This is a genomic window from Arthrobacter sp. Y3221087, from assembly GCF_059089905.1.
Genome location: NZ_JBNHFE010000001.1, coordinates 1,357,382 through 1,374,154, shown reverse-complemented (window position 1 = coordinate 1,374,154; position 16,773 = coordinate 1,357,382). Strand labels below are relative to the sequence as shown.

15 protein-coding genes are annotated in these 16,773 nt (G+C 65.4%); 6 read left to right on the top strand and 9 right to left on the bottom strand.

Translation table 11 applies throughout. The features are described from left to right. Positions 1 to 14 precede the first annotated feature (14 nt). Genes AC5RUO_RS06540 through AC5RUO_RS06530 form a run of 3 tightly spaced genes read right to left on the bottom strand, consistent with a single transcriptional unit; the run spans position 15 to position 2,469 of the window. Positions 15 to 443, bottom strand: a complete 429-nt coding sequence (locus tag AC5RUO_RS06540; RefSeq protein WP_494008658.1) for an HIT family protein — start codon at positions 441 to 443, stop codon at positions 15 to 17. Then, a complete protein-coding gene (locus AC5RUO_RS06535) occupies positions 440 to 1,579 on the bottom strand; it encodes an NAD(P)-dependent alcohol dehydrogenase (protein ID WP_494103115.1) in 1,140 nt (379 codons plus the stop codon). Before AC5RUO_RS06535 ends, AC5RUO_RS06540 begins: the two co-directional genes overlap by 4 nt. 2 nt (positions 1,580 to 1,581) lie before the next feature. Continuing rightward, complete coding sequence (locus AC5RUO_RS06530) at positions 1,582 to 2,469, bottom strand: sulfurtransferase (RefSeq protein ID WP_494103114.1); 888 nt, start codon at positions 2,467 to 2,469, stop codon at positions 1,582 to 1,584. Positions 2,470 to 2,545: 76 nt separating this feature from the next. On the opposite strand from AC5RUO_RS06530, the gene AC5RUO_RS06525 reads away from it, so the two are divergent. Continuing rightward, on the top strand, positions 2,546 to 3,676 hold the full coding sequence (locus AC5RUO_RS06525) for a PLP-dependent cysteine synthase family protein (protein ID WP_494103113.1): 1,131 nt from the start codon (positions 2,546 to 2,548) through the stop codon (positions 3,674 to 3,676). Here AC5RUO_RS06525 and AC5RUO_RS06520 read toward each other — a convergent pair. Beyond that, positions 3,673 to 4,329, bottom strand: coding sequence for an MBL fold metallo-hydrolase (locus tag AC5RUO_RS06520; protein WP_494008662.1), 657 nt, complete (start codon positions 4,327 to 4,329; stop codon positions 3,673 to 3,675). The genes AC5RUO_RS06525 and AC5RUO_RS06520 overlap by 4 nt on opposite strands. Positions 4,330 to 4,424: 95 nt before the next feature. On the opposite strand from AC5RUO_RS06520, the gene AC5RUO_RS06515 reads away from it, so the two are divergent. Next, the gene (locus AC5RUO_RS06515) at positions 4,425 to 4,886 is read left to right on the top strand and encodes a Fur family transcriptional regulator (protein ID WP_494008990.1); all 462 of its coding nucleotides are present in this window, start codon (positions 4,425 to 4,427) and stop codon (positions 4,884 to 4,886) included. A 20-nt stretch (positions 4,887 to 4,906) separates the two neighbouring features. Here the strand turns inward: AC5RUO_RS06515 and AC5RUO_RS06510 are convergent, their stop codons facing one another. From AC5RUO_RS06510 to AC5RUO_RS06490, 5 genes are all read right to left on the bottom strand, one after another. Beyond that, on the bottom strand, positions 4,907 to 5,782 hold the full coding sequence (locus AC5RUO_RS06510; RefSeq protein ID WP_494008663.1) for a metal ABC transporter permease: 876 nt from the start codon (positions 5,780 to 5,782) through the stop codon (positions 4,907 to 4,909). Continuing rightward, positions 5,782 to 6,597: a metal ABC transporter ATP-binding protein gene (locus tag AC5RUO_RS06505; RefSeq protein ID WP_494103112.1), complete on the bottom strand. Its 816-nt coding sequence runs from the start codon at positions 6,595 to 6,597 to the stop codon at positions 5,782 to 5,784. Before AC5RUO_RS06505 ends, AC5RUO_RS06510 begins: the two co-directional genes overlap by 1 nt. Further along, entirely contained in the window at positions 6,598 to 7,578 is a 981-nt protein-coding gene (locus AC5RUO_RS06500; protein ID WP_494103111.1) for a metal ABC transporter solute-binding protein, Zn/Mn family, read from the bottom strand. It abuts the gene before it with no gap. A gap of 125 nt (positions 7,579 to 7,703) precedes the next feature. Further along, positions 7,704 to 8,774: a hemolysin family protein gene (locus AC5RUO_RS06495; RefSeq protein WP_494008666.1), complete on the bottom strand. Its 1,071-nt coding sequence runs from the start codon at positions 8,772 to 8,774 to the stop codon at positions 7,704 to 7,706. Further along, entirely contained in the window at positions 8,771 to 10,108 is a 1,338-nt protein-coding gene (locus AC5RUO_RS06490; protein WP_494008667.1) for a hemolysin family protein, read from the bottom strand. The genes AC5RUO_RS06495 and AC5RUO_RS06490 overlap by 4 nt, the downstream gene beginning before the upstream one ends. Before the next feature lie 521 nt (positions 10,109 to 10,629). Between AC5RUO_RS06490 and AC5RUO_RS06485 the strand changes: the two genes are divergently transcribed. The 4 genes from AC5RUO_RS06485 to AC5RUO_RS06470 all read left to right on the top strand — a co-directional run bounded on the left by AC5RUO_RS06485 (position 10,630) and on the right by AC5RUO_RS06470 (position 16,684). After that, complete coding sequence (locus tag AC5RUO_RS06485; RefSeq protein WP_494008668.1) at positions 10,630 to 14,433, top strand: multifunctional oxoglutarate decarboxylase/oxoglutarate dehydrogenase thiamine pyrophosphate-binding subunit/dihydrolipoyllysine-residue succinyltransferase subunit; 3,804 nt, start codon at positions 10,630 to 10,632, stop codon at positions 14,431 to 14,433. A gap of 129 nt (positions 14,434 to 14,562) precedes the next feature. Further along, a complete protein-coding gene (locus AC5RUO_RS06480; protein ID WP_494008669.1) occupies positions 14,563 to 15,162 on the top strand; it encodes a GDSL-type esterase/lipase family protein in 600 nt (199 codons plus the stop codon). 80 nt (positions 15,163 to 15,242) lie between these two features. Beyond that, entirely contained in the window at positions 15,243 to 16,070 is an 828-nt protein-coding gene (locus AC5RUO_RS06475; protein ID WP_494103110.1) for a DUF4097 family beta strand repeat-containing protein, read from the top strand. Beyond that, complete coding sequence (locus AC5RUO_RS06470; protein WP_494008671.1) at positions 16,070 to 16,684, top strand: PadR family transcriptional regulator; 615 nt, start codon at positions 16,070 to 16,072, stop codon at positions 16,682 to 16,684. The genes AC5RUO_RS06475 and AC5RUO_RS06470 overlap by 1 nt, the downstream gene beginning before the upstream one ends. Positions 16,685 to 16,773 lie beyond the last annotated feature (89 nt).

The following is a 16,773-nucleotide window of genomic DNA, read 5'->3' as shown; positions in this document are numbered from 1 at the left end:
GACATCTTTGTGGGTTAACTGGCGGGAACGAACTCGCCCCAGCCGGCCTCCCGCAGCCCGCGGCGCAGTTTCTCCGCGTTGGCATCCAGGACGGCGGGATCAGGATTGTGGTCCGCGGAAGCGAAGTTGAAGTCCGCCATGCTGCGTGACGGCCACACATGCACGTGCAAGTGGTTGATCTCATAGCCCGCCACGATGAGCCCGGCCCGCGGGGCGTCGAAAATGTCGACCTGGACGGCACCGATCCGGCGGGCCACCTCCATCACCCGTGCCAGGGTCTCGGGTGACGCGTCCGTCCAGCGGTCCACTTCTTCGGTGGGGACCACAAGGGTATGCCCATCGGCCAGCGGCCCGGTGGTGAGGAAGGCGGACACGTCGTCCTCCCGCCAGACGAACCGGCCGGGTATTTCGCCGTTGAGGATCCTGGTAAAGAGCGTGCTCATGCGTCTGCCTCCTTGGCGGGTGCCTGCAAGGTGCTGGTATCCAGCACGAACCGGTACTTCACATCTCCTGCGACCATACGGTCATAAGCTTCGTTGAGTTGGCCGGCGCCGACCATCTCGATATCGGCAACCACGCCGTGCTCGGCGCAGAAGTCCAGCATCTCCTGCGTTTCGGAGATCCCGCCGATCAGCGAGCCGGCGTACGCGACGCGGCGGCGGATGAGGGCGCGCGGGTTCACCGGGGGCATGGCCTCGGATGGCAGGCCCAGCTGGAACAGCGCACCGTTTACGCGCAGGGTGCGGAACAGGGGGTTGAGATCGTGCGGGGCGGCAACCGTGTCGATGATGACGTCGATGGTGCGGTTCGCGGCGGCCATCGCATCCTCGTCCCGGGACAGGACAACCTCATCAGCTCCCAGTTCCAACGCGGCGGCCACCTTGGATTCCGACGTTGTGAACACCACTACCCGGGCACCCATGGCTTTGGCCAGCTTGACCGCCATGTGCCCCAGCCCGCCCAAGCCCACCACGCCCACAACATCGCCCTCTTCGACGTCGAAGTGCCGCAATGGGGAGAACGTGGTGATCCCGGCACAGAGCAAAGGCGCGACGGCGGCCGGGTCCAGTGACGTGGGCACGCGGACCACGTAGCGGTGGTCCACCACGATGGAGGTCGCATAGCCACCCTGGGTGACGGCGTCACCATTCCGGCGGTCGATGGCACCGTAGGTGCCGATCATACCTTTTTCGCAGTACTGCTCCAGGCCGTCCAGGCAGCTTTCGCACTCGCGGCACGAATCCACGATGCAGCCGACGCCCACCCGCTCGCCCACGGCAAGACCGGTGACGGCCGAGCCCACCCGGCTTACGGTTCCCACGATCTCGTGGCCGGGCACCAGCGGATAAGTCTGCCCGCCCCACTCCCCGCGGGCCGCGTGCACATCCGAGTGGCACAGGCCGCAGAACTCAATGGCAATTTCGACGTCGTCCGGCTTGGGCGCGCGCCGGGCCACGGTCAGCGGGACAAGCCCGCTGTCAGGGGACACGGCACCGCACGCAGCGGCAAGGGTGCCGGCGCCGGCGTACGGCAGGATTGGCGTGGCAAGGGGCGGCGGTACGGGACGTCCTGGGCTCATAGTCAGACGCTACCGTTGCGGCCAGCCAACTTTCCAGCCGGGAAAGATCCGCCGCCGGGATCAGCACCGGTGGCCACGGGCAGCTGCGCATTATTGGACCACTCGGAGAATGAGCCGGCGTACAGCGCCGCACTAAACCCTGCCACTTCCAGAGCCGCCACCTCGTGCGCCGCGGTCACCCCTGAACCGCAATAGACAGCAACCGGCATCCCATCCCGCACGCCCAGCGCCTCGAACCTGCTTCGCAGCTCGCCAGCGGGAAGGAAGCGTCCGTTTCCGTCCACGTTGTCCGACGTCGGGGCGCTCACCGCCCCGGGGATGTGGCCTGCCCGGGGGTCGACGGGCTCCACCTCGCCGCGGTACCGCTCCCCCGCGCGGGCATCGAGCAACACTCCGCTGTCCGGCCAGGCGGCGGCAGCACCGGCGTCGAGCCCGGGCATTCCGCCGTCCGCAAGCACCACATTTCCGGGCTCAGCCACCACCGGGCCCTGCTCCACCGCAAGGCCTTCGGCACGCCAGGCGGCCAGGCCGCCGTCGAGCAGGTAAACCTCCCGAAGCCCGGCGTTCCTTAACATCCACCAAGCCCTCGCGGCAGCCATATTGGCAGTGTCGTCGTAGGCGACCACGACGTCGCCATTGTTGATCCCCCAGCCGCGCGCCGCAGCCTGGAAGTCCTCCGGCGCCGGCAGTGGGTGCCGTCCCCGCGCCGGAACGGGCGGCGCGGCAAGCTCAGTGGCAAGGTCCACGAAGACGGCCCCCGGCAGGTGCCCGCCGAGGTAGTGCTCATGCCCCAGCGGGTCGCCCAGCACCCAGCGGACATCCAGCAGCACTGTGCGCCGCCCGGCCGCAATACGGTTGCTCAGCGTGGTCACGTCCATCAGGGGGTTCATCGGGCTCCTTCGGGGTGGTCGAACCATCGGTTCCACTCTAAGCCGCCACCGGTCCGCCCGCGGGTAGGCTGGATTGGTGAAGATTGAGGACGGCGGCAACGGCAGGGACACGGACTGGGCAGGCCGCGGGGGGTCAGACCGGGACTGGGCAGACCATGCCATCCGCACCATCCGGGCGGAAAACAACCGTTCGGCGGACACCCACCTCTACTCCGTGCCGCTGCCTGAACACTGGGGCGTCCAGCTGTACCTGAAGGATGAATCGACGCACCGGTCCGGCAGCCTGAAGCACCGGCTGGCGCGCTCGCTGTTCCTCTTCGGCCTGGTCAACGGCTGGATCAGGGCGGACACCACCATCGTGGAGGCGTCCAGCGGCAGCACCGCCGTCTCCGAGGCGTATTTTGCCCAGCTGCTGGGACTGCCGTTCATCGCTGTCATGGCGCGGACCACGAGCCGGGAGAAGATCGACCTGATCGAGCAGTTCGGCGGGTCGTGCCTGCTGGTTGAGCACGCCTCGGATGTGTATGCCGCAGCCGAAGAGGTTGCGTCCACCTGCAACGGGCATTACATGGACCAGTTCACCTATGCGGAGCGGGCCACGGACTGGCGCGGCAACAACAACATCGCGGAGTCGATTTTCGGGCAGCTCCAGCTGGAGGAGCATCCGGTTCCGGACTGGATTGTGGTGGGTGCCGGGACCGGCGGAACGAGTGCCACGATTGGCCGCTACCTGCGCTACCACAGCCACCCCACCCGACTGCTGGTGGTTGATCCCGAAAACTCTGCGTTCTATCCGGGGTGGCGCGGCGGGAATGACGCCGTGCCGGCGGGCCTGCCGTCCCGGATCGAGGGAATTGGACGGCCGCGGCTGGAGCCCAGTTTTGTGCCGTCCGTCATCGACCGCATGGTCCAGGTCCCCGACGCCGCATCCGTGGCAGCCATGCGCCACCTTTCCGTCCTTGCAGGACTCCACTCCGGCCCTTCTACCGGTACCAATCTCTGGGGTGTCTGGCAGACCATCGCCGGCATGATCGCCGAAGGCCGGAAGGGCAGCATTGTCACGCTGATGTGCGACGGCGGGGAACGCTATGCGGGCAACTACTACAACCAGGACTGGCTGGCAGCGCAGGGCCTGGACCCCGCGCCCTATGAAGCAGCGATCCGGACTTTCTTCGATACAGGACGGTGGGACCCGGACGTCCCCTAGATGTACACGGACTCCCCGGCGCGCAGGTGGCTGTACTCGGTCCCGTACTTGGCGCCGATCCTTTTGACGTGGCCCTCCACAATCTTCAGGCCGTTGTCATTGAGGAGCCCGTCGTGGATCTGGAACGCGCGGGGCGCCCGTATGCTGACGACGAAGTCCACTACTTCCGCCGACTTGCTCCAGGGCGCATGCAGCGGAACCAGCAGGGTCTTGACGCTGATGCCGTCCGGAACGATGAACGAATCTCCCGGATGGTAGACGTTGTCATCAATGAGGTAGCCGATATTCGGCACCACCGGGATCTGGGGATGGATCAGGGCGTGCTGGCCACCGAAGCTGCGCACCGCGAAGCCCGCCACATCCAGCGACATTCCGGGTTCCACCGCGTTAATCCGGGCCGTTGCTTCCGGAACTTCGGTCCTGAGATGGTCAGCTACCCCGGCCGGGGCGTAAAGCGCCAGGTCCGTGGCGCTTCGGAGTGCCTCCACAACAGCGGGAACGTCGACATGGTCGGCGTGCTCGTGCGTGATCAACACGGCTTCGGCCCCTGCCAGCGCCTGCCCGGTTTCGGAGAAGTTGCCGGGATCCAGGACCAGCACCCGGCTGTCCTTTTCGAGGCGGACGCAGGCGTGGGTGTATTTCGTCAGCTTCATAGCGCCAGCCTAGGGTCCTGTCCGGAACGGTGTCCACGAGGGCTTGGCTGGTAATCTTGATCTTTGCCATGATCCCCAAGGAAGCGAGTCCATCCATGCCGCTCGGCGCCAAGGTTGATTCCACTACGCCCTCCCCGGCAACGGGCGGCAAGGAACAGCGCGTCACCAAGCAGCGCCGGGCCGTCAGTGCCGCCCTGGATGAGCTGGACGACTTCGTCAGCACCCAGGAGCTGTACCGGATCCTGCAGAACCAGGGCGTGTCCGTTTCACTCGCCACGGCCTACCGGATACTCCAGTCGCTTGCCGATGAAGGCCTGGTGGACGTCCTGCGCAACGGTGAGGGCGAAGCGGTCTACCGTCGCTGCGCCGTTACCGGCCACCATCACCACCTGCTGTGCCGGAACTGCGGCAAAGCCGTGGAGGTGGAGGCACCCGCCGTCGAAACCTGGGCAGCGCACACCGCCGCGGAGCATGGCTTCAGCGAGGTGGCCCACACGGTGGAAATCTTTGGTCTCTGCCCGGAATGCACGGCCCTGAAGGCTGCAGGCAAGCTGTAGCAGGCAGTAACCGCCGACGGTTACTGCGCCTGCAGGACCCTGCCGTTGATTCCCTTGCCGGCCCTGACGGAGCCGATGGCACGGCATACCACGTAGATAATGAAGGACAACGTGGTGACGTAAGGGCTGATCGGGATGCGGCCGCCCAGTGCCAGCAGGATGCCGCCCACTGTGGCAGTAACGGCAAAAACTACGCTCAACACCACCACGGCCACCGGCGATGACGTCACCCGCAAGGCGGCTGCCGCGGGGGTGATGAGCAGGGCAAGCACCAGGAGGGCCCCCACCACCTGGATGGACAGGGCAACGCTGATACCCAGCAGGATCATGAAGACGATGCCCAGCCGGCGGACGGGAACACCGCGGGCCTCGGCGAGTTCGGGGTCCAGGCTGGCGAAGTTCAGCGGCCGCCAGATGGCCACCAGCGCCACCATCACAACCAGCGCCGTTCCGGCGAGGGCCGTGAGCTGGACCGTATCCACCGAGACGATCTGCCCGGTGAGCAGGCCGAACTTGTTGGCTGCGCGGCCCTCGTACAGGGACAGGAACAGGATGCCCAGGCCCAGGCCGAACGGCATGAGGACGCCGATGGTGGAGTTCTTGTCCCGGGCCTTGACCCCCATCAGGCCGAGGAGGAGTGCCGCCGCAACGGACCCGACGAGTGACCCGAACACAATGTCGGCGCCGATCAGCAGGGCGAAGGCCGCCCCGGCAAAGGACAGTTCAGAAATGCCGTGGACGGCGAAGGCCAGGTCCCTCTTCATGACGAAGGTGCCCACCAGGCCGCCGAGGAGGCCCAGGACGGCGCCCGCCCAGATCGAGTTTTGAACCAGGACCAACAGCTCGCCGTAGTTCTCGAAGTTGAAGATTGCCGCCAGGATACTGTCTGCGTCCATCAGGCGGCCTCCCCCGCCAGGGCATGGGACTCGGCATGGTGATGGGTGGTGGCATCCGGAAGCCCCACCACCACGATCCGGCCGTTGGCGTGGATCACCTCGACGTGGCTGCCGTAGAGATCGGAGAGGACTTCGGTGGTCATGACTTCCTCCGGCGTCCCCACCTTGAACCGCCCGCCGGCCAGGTACAACACCCGGTCCACGTAGTCGATAATGGGGTTGATCTCATGGGTTACGAACACAACGGCGCTGTTCCGGTCGCGACACTGCCTGTTGATTAAGGCGCTCACAGCCTGCTGGTGGTGCAGGTCCAGGGACAGCAGCGGTTCGTCGCAGAGAAGGACCTGGGGATCGGTGGCCAGCGCCTGGGCAACCCGGAGCCGCTGCTGCTCGCCGCCGGACAGCTGCCCCACGGGCACCTTTGCATAATCGCTGGCGCCCACGAGGTCAAGGAGCTCGTCAATCCTGCGGTTTGCCTTGGCTGGGGACAGCCTCAGTCCCCAGCGGTGGCCGTCCACCCCGAGCCCTACCAAATCCCTGGCCCGCATGGGAGTGTCCGGGGCAAACGATTTCTGCTGGGGGATGTAGCCAATCAGGCGGCTGCCGCGCTCAACGGGCCGGCCGCCCAGTGCAATCCGTCCCTGGTGCAGGTCCTGCAGGCCGAGCAGGACCTTGAGGAAGCTGGTCTTGCCGCTTCCGTTCGGACCAAGCACGGCAAAGAATTCGCCGGGCTTGATGTCCAGGTCCAAATCCTCCCAGAGCGCCCGCTTGCCAAATTTCAGGGACGCTCCGGTGAGGCTGACGACGGGCTTCAACTATTTGCTCTCCAGAACTTTGCTGATGTTGTCCACATTCTCCGTCATCCACTGCAGGTACGTCTTGCCCTCAGGCAGGGTTTCGTTGAAATCCACCACGGGAACTCCTGCGGTCTCGGCTGCCTTTTTCAAGGCTTCCGTCTGCGGCCCCTCGGTCTGCTGGTTGTAGGCGAGGAAGCTGACCGACTTGGAGGCTACGAGGTCGGTTGCGGCCTTGAGCACGGCCGGCGGCACGTCTGAGCCTTCCTCGATCGCAGCAGTGTAGTCCTCAGGCGTTGCGTTAACCAGCCCGGCGTCCTCCAGCAGGTAGAGCGGAACCGGCTCGGTCACTGCCACCGGCGCCCCGGCAGCAGCACCCTTCACGGAATCCAGCCTTCCGTGCAGGCCTTCGAGGGTGGAGGTGAAGTTTTCGGCATTGGTCTGGAATGTCTGCGCCGAAGCAGGGTCCAGTTCCGAGAGCTTCGCGGCGATGTCGCCGGCCAACTGCTCCATGGCGTGCAGGCTGTACCAGACGTGCTCGTTCAATTCGCCATGGTCGTGCGCATCCGCCGGTTCAGATTCCGGCGCGGACGCGCCGGCGGACGCTTCCTCCTCCTCGGGATGGGCCAGTCCGGAGAGTTCGACGGCGTTGAGCACCTTGCCGCCGTCGAGGTTGCTGTCCTCGGCGAGAGTGTGGAGGAAATCGTCGTAGCCCCCGCCGTTCTCGATGACGAGGTCCGCTTTGGACACCGCCAGCCGGTCCTGCGCGGTCGCCTCGTAGGAGTGCGGGTCCTGGCTGGTCTTGCTGATGATGGCGGTGACGCTGACCTTGTCTCCACCGATGGTCTTTGCGATATCGCCGTACACGTTCGTCGATGCCACGATGTTGATGCCGTCGGCGGAGTCCGACGAGGGCTGCACCTGCGGGCTGCAGGCGGTCAGCAGGAGTCCCAACCCGGCGAGGGCGGCGACTGACGAACGGGCGGCTGCGGAACGGCGCACGGAAAGACCTCGGTTCACTGGGGAGGGAAGAACAACCCCTCAAGTCTATACCTAATAGGAATCATTCCTATCTAGGCCACGGCCGGGACGGCCCTTCCCGCCAGTGGCGGGAAGGGCCAGGCCGGTCAGCCTCCGTTCGGGTGGCCCAGACGGCGGATGCCGGTGGCCTGGGTGGCGTCCCGGATCTCGCCCACCAGCTGCTCGATGACATCTTCGAGGAACAGCACGCCCTGCGTCTTGCCGTCCGGTCCAATGACGCGGGCCAAGTGCGAGCCCGTGCGCTGCATGACGGACATCGCCTTTTCAATCTCGTCATCCAATGCCAGGTTGGCCAGCGACCGGATCCGGCTCTCGGCGATCGGAAACCCATATGCCGGTTCCGGGATGGACAGGACGTCCTTCACATGGAGGTAGCCATAGAGCATGTCCTCGTCATCCAGCATCGGGAAGCGGGAAAATCCGGTACGGCTGACTGCCTTTTCAAACTCCACTGGAGTGGTAGGAGCCTTCAGCATCACCAGGTTCTCCAGCGGGACCATGATGTCCCCGGCGGTATGTTCCGAGAATTCAAGCGCGCCGGTGATCAGGCCGGCGTCGTCGTCCACCAGGCCATGACGGGTGGATTCCTGGACGATCGACTGGACCTCCTCCAGGGTGAACGAGGAGTTGACTTCATCCTTGGGCTCGATCCGCAGCAGCTTGAGGATGTGGTTTGCCGACCAGTTAAGGACCGAAATCACCGGGTTGACGAGCCGGGAAATGAACACCAGCGGCGGCGCGAGAAGCAGTGCGGCCTTGTCCGCAACGGACACCGAAATGTTCTTCGGGACCATCTCGCCGAAAGTCACGTGCAGGAACGTGACAAGCATCAGCGCCACGGCGAACGCGGCCACATCGGCCACCTCGATGGGCAGGCCCAGGGATTCCAGCGGGACAGCCAGCAGGTGGTGGATGGCGGGTTCCGCCACCAGGAGGATCAGCAGCGAACATACAGTGATACCCAGTTGGGCGCATGCCAGCATCAGCGAAACATTCTCCATCGCCTTCAGCGTTGTCTGCGCGCGCTTGGAACCGGCCTCCGCCAACGGCTCGATCTGGCTCCGGCGGGCCGACATCACGGCGAATTCGGCGCCCACGAAGAAGGCGTTGCCAAGCAGCAGGACCCCGAGCCACACAATTCCTGCCCAGTCGCTCATCGGCCGTTCCCGTCGTTGGTGTCCCCGGCCACGTCATCCGGTGCAACCGGCCGGAAGCAGATGCGGTCGATCCGGCGGCCGTCCATTCGCGTGACGCTCAGTGTTCCGCCGCCCACCGGCACGGTGTCTCCCACCGCGCCGATCCGGCCCAGCATGCTCATGACGTAGCCGCCCACAGTCTCGTAGGCAGCCTCGTCAGGCACTGTCAGTCCCGGGATCTGTTCCGACAGCTCGTCCGGCCGCAGCAGGCCCGGGAAATACCAGTCACCGGAAGCGCTTTGCAGCAGGCCGGGGCGGACCTTGTCATGCTCGTCCGCCACTTCACCGACAATTTCTTCCACAAGATCCTCGAGCGTGGCGATACCGGCGGTTCCTCCGTATTCATCCAGGACGACGGCGAGTTGCAGGTTTCCTTCGCGAAGTTCGGCCAGCAGGGCATCCAGGTGGATGGTCTCCGGAACCCGCAGCACCTCCGTCATAATGGCACCGGCCTCAAGGTTCTGCCGGCGCTCCCACGGAACGGCCACGGCTTTCTTGACATGGACCAGGCCGCGGATATCGTCCGCGGAGTCGCCAATAACCGGGAACCGGGAGTAACCGGTCCGGCGGGCGGCGGCGACAATGTCGGCGACGGGCTGGTCGGCGTCGATCGTCTCCACCCGGATGCGGGGCGTCATCACGTCCGCGGCCGTCCTGGAGGAGAAGTTAAGGGTACGGGCGATGAAGTTGGCCGTCCCGGCGTCGAGCGTTCCCATGGCCGCCGAACGGCGGACCAGCGAGGCAAGCTCTGCCGGGGTGCGTGCGCCCGAGATTTCTTCCTTCGCTTCCAGGCCGAACACGTGGAGCACCCGGTTGGAGAAGCCGTTCAGCAGCACGATGGCAGGCTTGAAAACCGCGGTGAAGACCAGCTGGGGCCGGGCAAGGGCCTTGCCCACCCGGAAGGACAGGGCAATAGCCATGTTCTTGGGAACCAATTCCCCCAGCAGCATTGAGAGCAGGGTGGCGATCACCATGGCCAGGACCAGCGAGATGGAGGCGACGGCGACGTCGGGAAGTCCGACGGCGGCCAGCGGGGCTTCCAGGAGTTGCCCCACTGATGGCTCCATCACGTATCCGGTGAGGAGCGTTGTGAGTGTAATGCCCAGCTGGCAGCTGGAGAGCTGCGTTGACAGGGACTTAAGACAGGCGAGCAGCGGGACCGCGCCCGCGTCGCCGTCGTCCACGGCGCGCTGGACCGTCGGCTGGTCAAGTGCAATGAGGGAAAACTCAACGGCTACGAAGAAGCCGGTACCCGCAATCAGCAGCAGGCCTGCGGCAAGGAAGAGCCATTCCATTCAGCATCCCGCCTGTACTGCGCACGGGCGTGCGGGGTAACCGGGATATCTGCCCGGCGGAGGATGGTCGGCGGAGGCCGAGCCTCTTTCCTGGCGGGCGGCGGCCGAAGGGACCGCCTGCGGGTGATGGGCGCGTGTTCGGGGTTTGCCGGCCCTGCGGGTGGACTGCGCGGCGCAGTGCTTCGCGCTCCGCTGACAGCCCCCAGGCCGGCACCTAGATTTACTGTCCATAAGGACTTCAGTCTACAGGTACGCCTCCAGCCTCCCGGCGCTCCGGGCACGGCCCGGAAGCGCCGTAACGGCATACCCCTAAAACCCCTTGTTCACACGCTTCCGGCCGCCATATTTGGCCGTTCCCGCGTCACTTCATGATTTGGGTCACCCTTATTGGCAGTAAGCACAACATGGTTACTAGACTTGCAAAGGTCTGGGTTCAGAGGACGCAGAGACTGGTTCGAACGTAGTGTTGACGCACCGTGGGGCCGGAGAGAAATCAAACTCATGGAAGAGGCGTATTTCAAGTGCCAGAGCAGCCAAGCCACCGTCTACCAGAGGAATTTGGCGGAAACGAGTGGCTCGTTGACGAACTGTACGAGCAGTACCAGCAGGACAAGAACGCTGTGGATGCCAAGTGGTGGCCGCTGTTTGAATCGTTCGACTCGGGCAGCAGTTCTTCTTCCAACGGAAATTCGCGGCAGGCCACTGCCCATCCTCCTACCCGGGAAATGCCAGTTGTGAACGCGGCTCCTGCGGCTCCGGCACCGTCGCCGGCAGCAGCACCGGCCACTCCCCCGGCCGCGCCGGCTGCCGCACCGGCGCCCGCGCCCGTTAAAAAGGCTCCCGCCACCGTGGCCCGTGACGGCGGCAAGAAGACTGAGTCCGCTTCCGGATCACAGCCGATTCCGGCCCAGCTGCCCAAGAACGTCAAGGCTCCCACCGCCCCTGAAGAAGACGTTGTTTCCGTCCTCCGCGGACCGGCCAAGGCCATAGCCACCAACATGGTCACCAGTCTTGAGGTGCCCACCGCCACCAGCGTCCGGGCCATTCCCGCCAAGCTGCTGATCGACAACCGCGTGGTCATCAACTCCAACCTCGCCCGCGCCCGTGGCGGCAAGGTCTCCTTCACGCACCTCATCGGTTATGCCGTCATCCGGGCGCTGTCCCAGTTCCCCTCGATGAACGTGTACTACGACGAGGTGGACGGCAAGCCTTCAGCAGTCCAGCCGGCCCACGTCAACTTCGGCATCGCCATCGACATGCCCAAGCCGGATGGCACCCGCCTGCTGATGGTTCCGAACATCAAAAAGGCTGAGACCCTCAACTTTGCCGAGTTCTGGCACACCTACGAGGATCTGATCAAGCGCGCCCGCAACGGCAAGCTCACCGCCGAGGACCACCAGGGCACCACGGTTTCGCTGACCAACCCCGGCGGCATCGGCACCGTCCACTCGGTGCCCCGCCTCTCCAAGGGCCAGGCCGCCATCATCGGCGTCGGCGCCCTTGACTACCCTGCCGAGTTCCAGGGTGCCAGCGAGAAGATCATTGCCCACAACGCCATCAGCAAGGTCCTTACCCTTACCTCGACGTACGACCACCGCGTCATCCAGGGTGCCGGCAGCGGTGAGTTCCTCAAGCTTGTCCACCAGCTCCTGCTGGGTGCCCAGAACTTCTACGACGAGATTTTCGAAGCCCTGCGCATCCCCTACGAGCCCGTCCGCTGGAGCGCCGACAAGCAGGTGGACCCGGCCGACGAGATCAACAAGGTTGCCCGTATCCAGCAGCTGATCCACTCCTACCGCGTCCGTGGACACCTGATGGCGGACACCGATCCGCTTGAGTACGTGCAGCGCAAGCACCCCGACCTGGACGTGCTGACCTACGGCCTAACCCTGTGGGACCTGGACCGCGAATGGCCCACCGGCGGCTTCGGCGGCAAGCCGACGCTCAAGTTCCGCGACATCCTGGGCGTCCTGCGCGACGCGTACTGCCGCACCACCGGCATCGAATACATGCACATCCAGGAGCCCGCCGAGCGCAAGTGGTTCCAGGACCAGCTGGAGCACCCCTACTCGAAGCCGAGCCGTGAAGAGCAGCTGCGCATCGTTTCCAAGCTGAACGCTGCCGAGGCTTTCGAAACGTTCCTGCAGACCAAGTTCGTGGGCCAGAAGCGCTTCTCCCTCGAAGGCGGCGAGTCGCTGATTCCGCTGCTGGACGCCATCATGTCGGACGCCGCCGACGACGGCCTGGATGAAGTTGCCATCGGCATGGCCCACCGCGGCCGCCTGAACGTCCTCACCAACATTGCCGGCAAGACCTACGCACAGGTGTTCCGCGAGTTTGAGGGCACCCAGGATCCCCGCTCGGTCCAGGGTTCCGGTGACGTCAAGTACCACCTGGGCACCGAAGGCACGTTCACCTCGGATACCGGCAAGGAGACCAAGGTCTACCTGGCCGCCAACCCGTCCCACCTCGAGGCCGTGGACCCCGTGCTTGAGGGCATCGTCCGGGCCAAGCAGGACCGGCTGGACCAGGGTGAGTCCTTCCCCGTGCTGCCCATCGTGGTGCACGGCGACGCCGCCTTCGCCGGCCAGGGCGTGGTTGCCGAAACCCTCAACCTGTCCCAGCTGCGCGGCTACCGCACCGGTGGAACCATCCACATCGTGGTCAACAACCAGGTGGGCTTCACTACCGCCCCGTCCTCCTCGCGCTCGTCCACGTACTCCACCGACGTCGCGAAGATGATCCAGGCGCCAGTGTTCCACGTGAACGGTGACGATCCCGAGGCTGTGGTCCGCATCGGCCAGCTCGCCTATGAGTTCCGGCAGCGCTTCCACAAGGACGTTGTCATCGACATGGTGTGCTACCGCCGCCGCGGGCACAACGAGGGCGACGACCCCTCGATGACCCAGCCGCTGATGTACAACCTGATTGAGGCCAAGCGCTCCGTCCGCAAGCTGTACACCGAGTCGCTGATCGGCCGTGGCGACATCACCGAGGAAGAAGCAGAGCAGCTGCTCCGCGACTACCAGGAGCGGCTGGAGCGCGTCTTCGCGGAGACCCACGCAGCCCAGACCTCCCCGATCCCGATCGTGACGGCCGATTCCGCTGCTGTCTCCGATATCGAGCGGCCCATTGCCCAGCAGTCCGACGCCGATGCCAACACGCCGGTAGCCACGGCAATTTCGGCGGACACCCTGGCCCGCATCGGCAAGGCCCACATCGAGATCCCAGAGGGCTTCACGGTCCATGCCAAGCTCAAGCAGCTGCTCGAAAAGCGTGAGCAGATGTCCCGCGAAGGCGGCATCGACTGGGGCTTCGGCGAGATCGCGGCGTTTGGCTCCCTGATCATGGAAGGCGTGCCCGTGCGCCTCGCCGGCCAGGACTCCCGCCGCGGCACCTTCGTCCAGCGGCACGCCGTGTTCCACGACCGCGCCAATGGCCAGGAATGGCTCCCCCTGGGCAACCTCTCGGACAACCAGGCCAAGCTGTGGATCTACGATTCCCTGCTGTCCGAATACGCGGCCATGGGCTTCGAGTACGGCTACTCGGTGGAGCGGCCGGACGCGTTGGTCCTCTGGGAGGCCCAGTTCGGCGACTTCGTGAACGGCGCCCAGACCATCATCGACGAGTTCATCTCCTCTGCCGAGCAGAAGTGGGGCCAGCGGTCCTCGCTGGTACTGATGCTTCCGCACGGCTACGAAGGCCAGGGCCCCGACCACTCCTCCGCCAGGATTGAGCGGTTCCTGCAGCTGTGTGCCGAAGAGAACATGGTCGTGGCCAACCCCACCACGGCCGCTTCGCACTTCCACCTGCTGCGCCGGCAGGCGTACAGCCGGCCGCGGAAGCCGCTGATCATCTTCACGCCCAAGCAGCTCCTGCGCCTGAAGGCTGCCGCGTCGTCCGTCGAGGACTTCACCAGCGGCACCTTCCGCCCGGTCATTGGTGAGCATGAGCAGCTGGCCGCGGACGCCGTCGAGCGCGTCCTGCTGGTCTCCGGCCGCCTGTACTACGATCTGCTCTCCACCCGGCAGAAGACCGGCGACAAGACCACGGCCATCGTGCGCGTCGAGCAGCTCTACCCGCTGCCGCACGCCGAGATCGCGGCTGAGCTTGCCAAGTACCCGAACGCCGAGGTTGTCTGGGCCCAGGACGAGCCCGCCAACCAGGGTCCGTGGCCGTTCATCGGCCTGAACCTGCCGGACGCCTTGGACCGCCGGATCCGCCTGGTCTCGCGTCCTGCGTCTGCCTCCACGGCCGCCGGCTCCATGAAGCGGCACGCCGCGGAGCAGGACGTGCTCCTGAAGCAGGCATTTGCACGCAAGTAAGCACTGAGGCTGCCCGGCCGGACGTCGAAATCCCAGACTCCGGCCGGGCAGTTCTGTTTAATGGATGGACAGCGCCGCCCCCTTGCACCAACGGTGGCAGCGGCCAGGGAACGACGTAAAGAGGATCGTGTGGAAGACAGGAAGCTGCGCATTGCGGCTGTAGGAGATGAACTGCTGGCCGGACTCGGAGATCCCCGGGCGCTCGGCTGGCTGGGCCGTGTCCTGGCCCGCACTCCCCAGGACGGCTTGCTCCTGGAAAGCTACGCCCTCCCCTGCCCGCAGGAAGGCACCGAGGGCCTGGCCGCCCGGTGGCTGGAGGAGGCCGGACGGAGGTTCAGCAGCCACACCGAGAACCGCCTGGTGATTGGCCTCTCCGGCCGCGACATCGAATTCGGCCTCTCCACCGCGCGCAGCAGGCTGAACCTGGCGAACATCCTGGACTCGGCCTCGCAGAACCGGATCGAAGTGTTCGTCGTGGGTCCGCCGCCCACCCTCGATCCTGCCCAGAACCGCCGGCTGGACGAGCTGAACACGGCATTCGCGGACGTCACCACGCGGCGCAAGCACCTCTACGTTGATACCTTCTCCCCGCTCCTGAACCACGAGCAGTGGCGGCAGGACCTGGCTGCCAACGCCGGAACGCCCGGCCAGGCAGGGTATGGCCTCATGGCGTGGCTGGTGTTGCACCGCGGCTGGTTCCAGTGGCTGGGAATGGACGCCCCCGCCTAGCAGTTCGCGATATATCTTGACGTGCTCCACAGCCAGAGGTAGCGTGATCTGTACACGATATATCGCCTTCGGAGGTTCCCATGTCTGAGCAGAACTGGTCCGTCAGCAGCCCGCAGACCATCGATGTGGACGGCGTGACGTCCCTGAAGCTGGGCATGGTCCAAGGCAGGTTCGATGTTGTGGTCCACCAGGAGCCCGTCACCCGGATCGAAATATCCGACGTCCACGGTGATCCAGTCGAGGTGTCCGTCAACCACGGCCGCCTTGAAGTGCGCCACCAGCTGCACGGCCCCCAGGGCTGGTTCAAGAATCTGATGGGAGCAGTCAGCCACAACAGCGAAAATTCCGCAGTGATCAGCATCGCCGTTCCCGGGAACGTGGAGGTCGAGGCCGGCATCGTCAGCGGCGACGGCCTGGTGTCCGGAGTATCCGGGCACACCCGGCTCAACACGGTATCCGGATCGGTCATGGCGGACGGCACAGTCGGGGAACTCCACGTCAACACCGTCAGCGGCGAAGTGACTGCCCGCCACCATACCGGCGTCCTGACCGCAAAGAGTGTTTCCGGCGAAGTGACGGCGTCCGGCCACTTCACGAACATTCGCGCCAACACCGTCAGCGGTGACCTGACCTTCGACCTGCACGGCTTCGCCAACGACTTCGTGGCCAACTCAGTCTCCGGCGACGTCACCATCCGGTTGCCCCACGACGTCGGTGTGGACATTGTTGCCAAGTCTGCCAGCGGCGCCGTGGTCATCGGCAACCGGCACTACACGTCCGTGGGCGGGAAGGTTGAGACCATTGCAGGACCGGACGAGCAGTTGATGCTGGTCCGGACAAACTCGGTTTCCGGGAAGACCTCCATCTTCCACAGCTCGAATGCCGGAAATGCGGAAACGGGGCACTGATGCCCCCGGTATTCGCGCACGGTGCACTGCGCCTCTACCTGCTTGCACTCCTCGAATCCGGCCCTAAACACGGCTACGAACTCATCAAGGCCCTGAAGGACCGGTTTGGCGGGACGTATTCCCCCAGTGCCGGCACCATCTATCCCCGTTTGGGAAAGCTGGAGGAAGAGGGCCTGGTGGCCACGGAATCGGCCGGCCGCCGCACCAACTACCACATCACCGCTGCAGGACTCGCGGAGCTGAACCGGCGGAGGGACGAGCTGGCCGGGGTGGAGAACGACATCTCGGCCTCAGTGCGGAGGCTGGCCGACGGCCTGCGGGAGGACATCCGCAGCAACATGCGCGGCCTCAGGGCGGACCTGGCGGCCACGGCCGAGGCGGCCCGCACAGCCGCCCACGCAACGGACTTCCGGGTTCCCGGCGGCAGGGTGCCGCCGGAAGGATCACGGTCCCTGAAGGAGGCCGAGCTGATGCTCCAGGAGTTCCGGGACGATCTCCGCACCGAACTCCGGCTGCACGCCCGGAGCCAGCCCCTGGGCCCTGTCACCCTGGAGACCATGCGCACAGTGCTGGAGCAGGCCCGCATCGCCGTCCGGAACTCGCTGAAGCCGTAGGCGCCGGCAGGCAGCGCCGAATCGCAGGTCATGCGGGCGCTCCCGGTTCGCGGGCGCACTGATGTTGTGGGAGACTTGAGGGCAGCTCT

Bases quoted from the DNA above. Each gene is read 5' to 3' on its own strand.
- AC5RUO_RS06540 (WP_494008658.1), bottom strand. From the start codon at position 443: ATGAGCACGCTCTTTACCAGGATCCTCAACGGCGAAATACCCGGCCGG.
- AC5RUO_RS06535 (WP_494103115.1), bottom strand. From the start codon at position 1,579: ATGAGCCCAGGACGTCCCGTACCGCCGCCCCTTGCCACGCCAATCCTG.
- AC5RUO_RS06530 (WP_494103114.1), bottom strand. From the start codon at position 2,469: ATGAACCCCCTGATGGACGTGACCACGCTGAGCAACCGTATTGCGGCC.
- AC5RUO_RS06520 (WP_494008662.1), bottom strand. From the start codon at position 4,329: ATGAAGCTGACGAAATACACCCACGCCTGCGTCCGCCTCGAAAAGGAC.
- AC5RUO_RS06515 (WP_494008990.1), top strand. From the start codon at position 4,425: ATGCCGCTCGGCGCCAAGGTTGATTCCACTACGCCCTCCCCGGCAACG.
- AC5RUO_RS06510 (WP_494008663.1), bottom strand. From the start codon at position 5,782: ATGGACGCAGACAGTATCCTGGCGGCAATCTTCAACTTCGAGAACTAC.
- AC5RUO_RS06495 (WP_494008666.1), bottom strand. From the start codon at position 8,774: ATGAGCGACTGGGCAGGAATTGTGTGGCTCGGGGTCCTGCTGCTTGGC.
- AC5RUO_RS06490 (WP_494008667.1), bottom strand. From the start codon at position 10,108: ATGGAATGGCTCTTCCTTGCCGCAGGCCTGCTGCTGATTGCGGGTACC.
- AC5RUO_RS06475 (WP_494103110.1), top strand. From the start codon at position 15,243: ATGTCTGAGCAGAACTGGTCCGTCAGCAGCCCGCAGACCATCGATGTG.
- AC5RUO_RS06470 (WP_494008671.1), top strand. From the start codon at position 16,070: ATGCCCCCGGTATTCGCGCACGGTGCACTGCGCCTCTACCTGCTTGCA.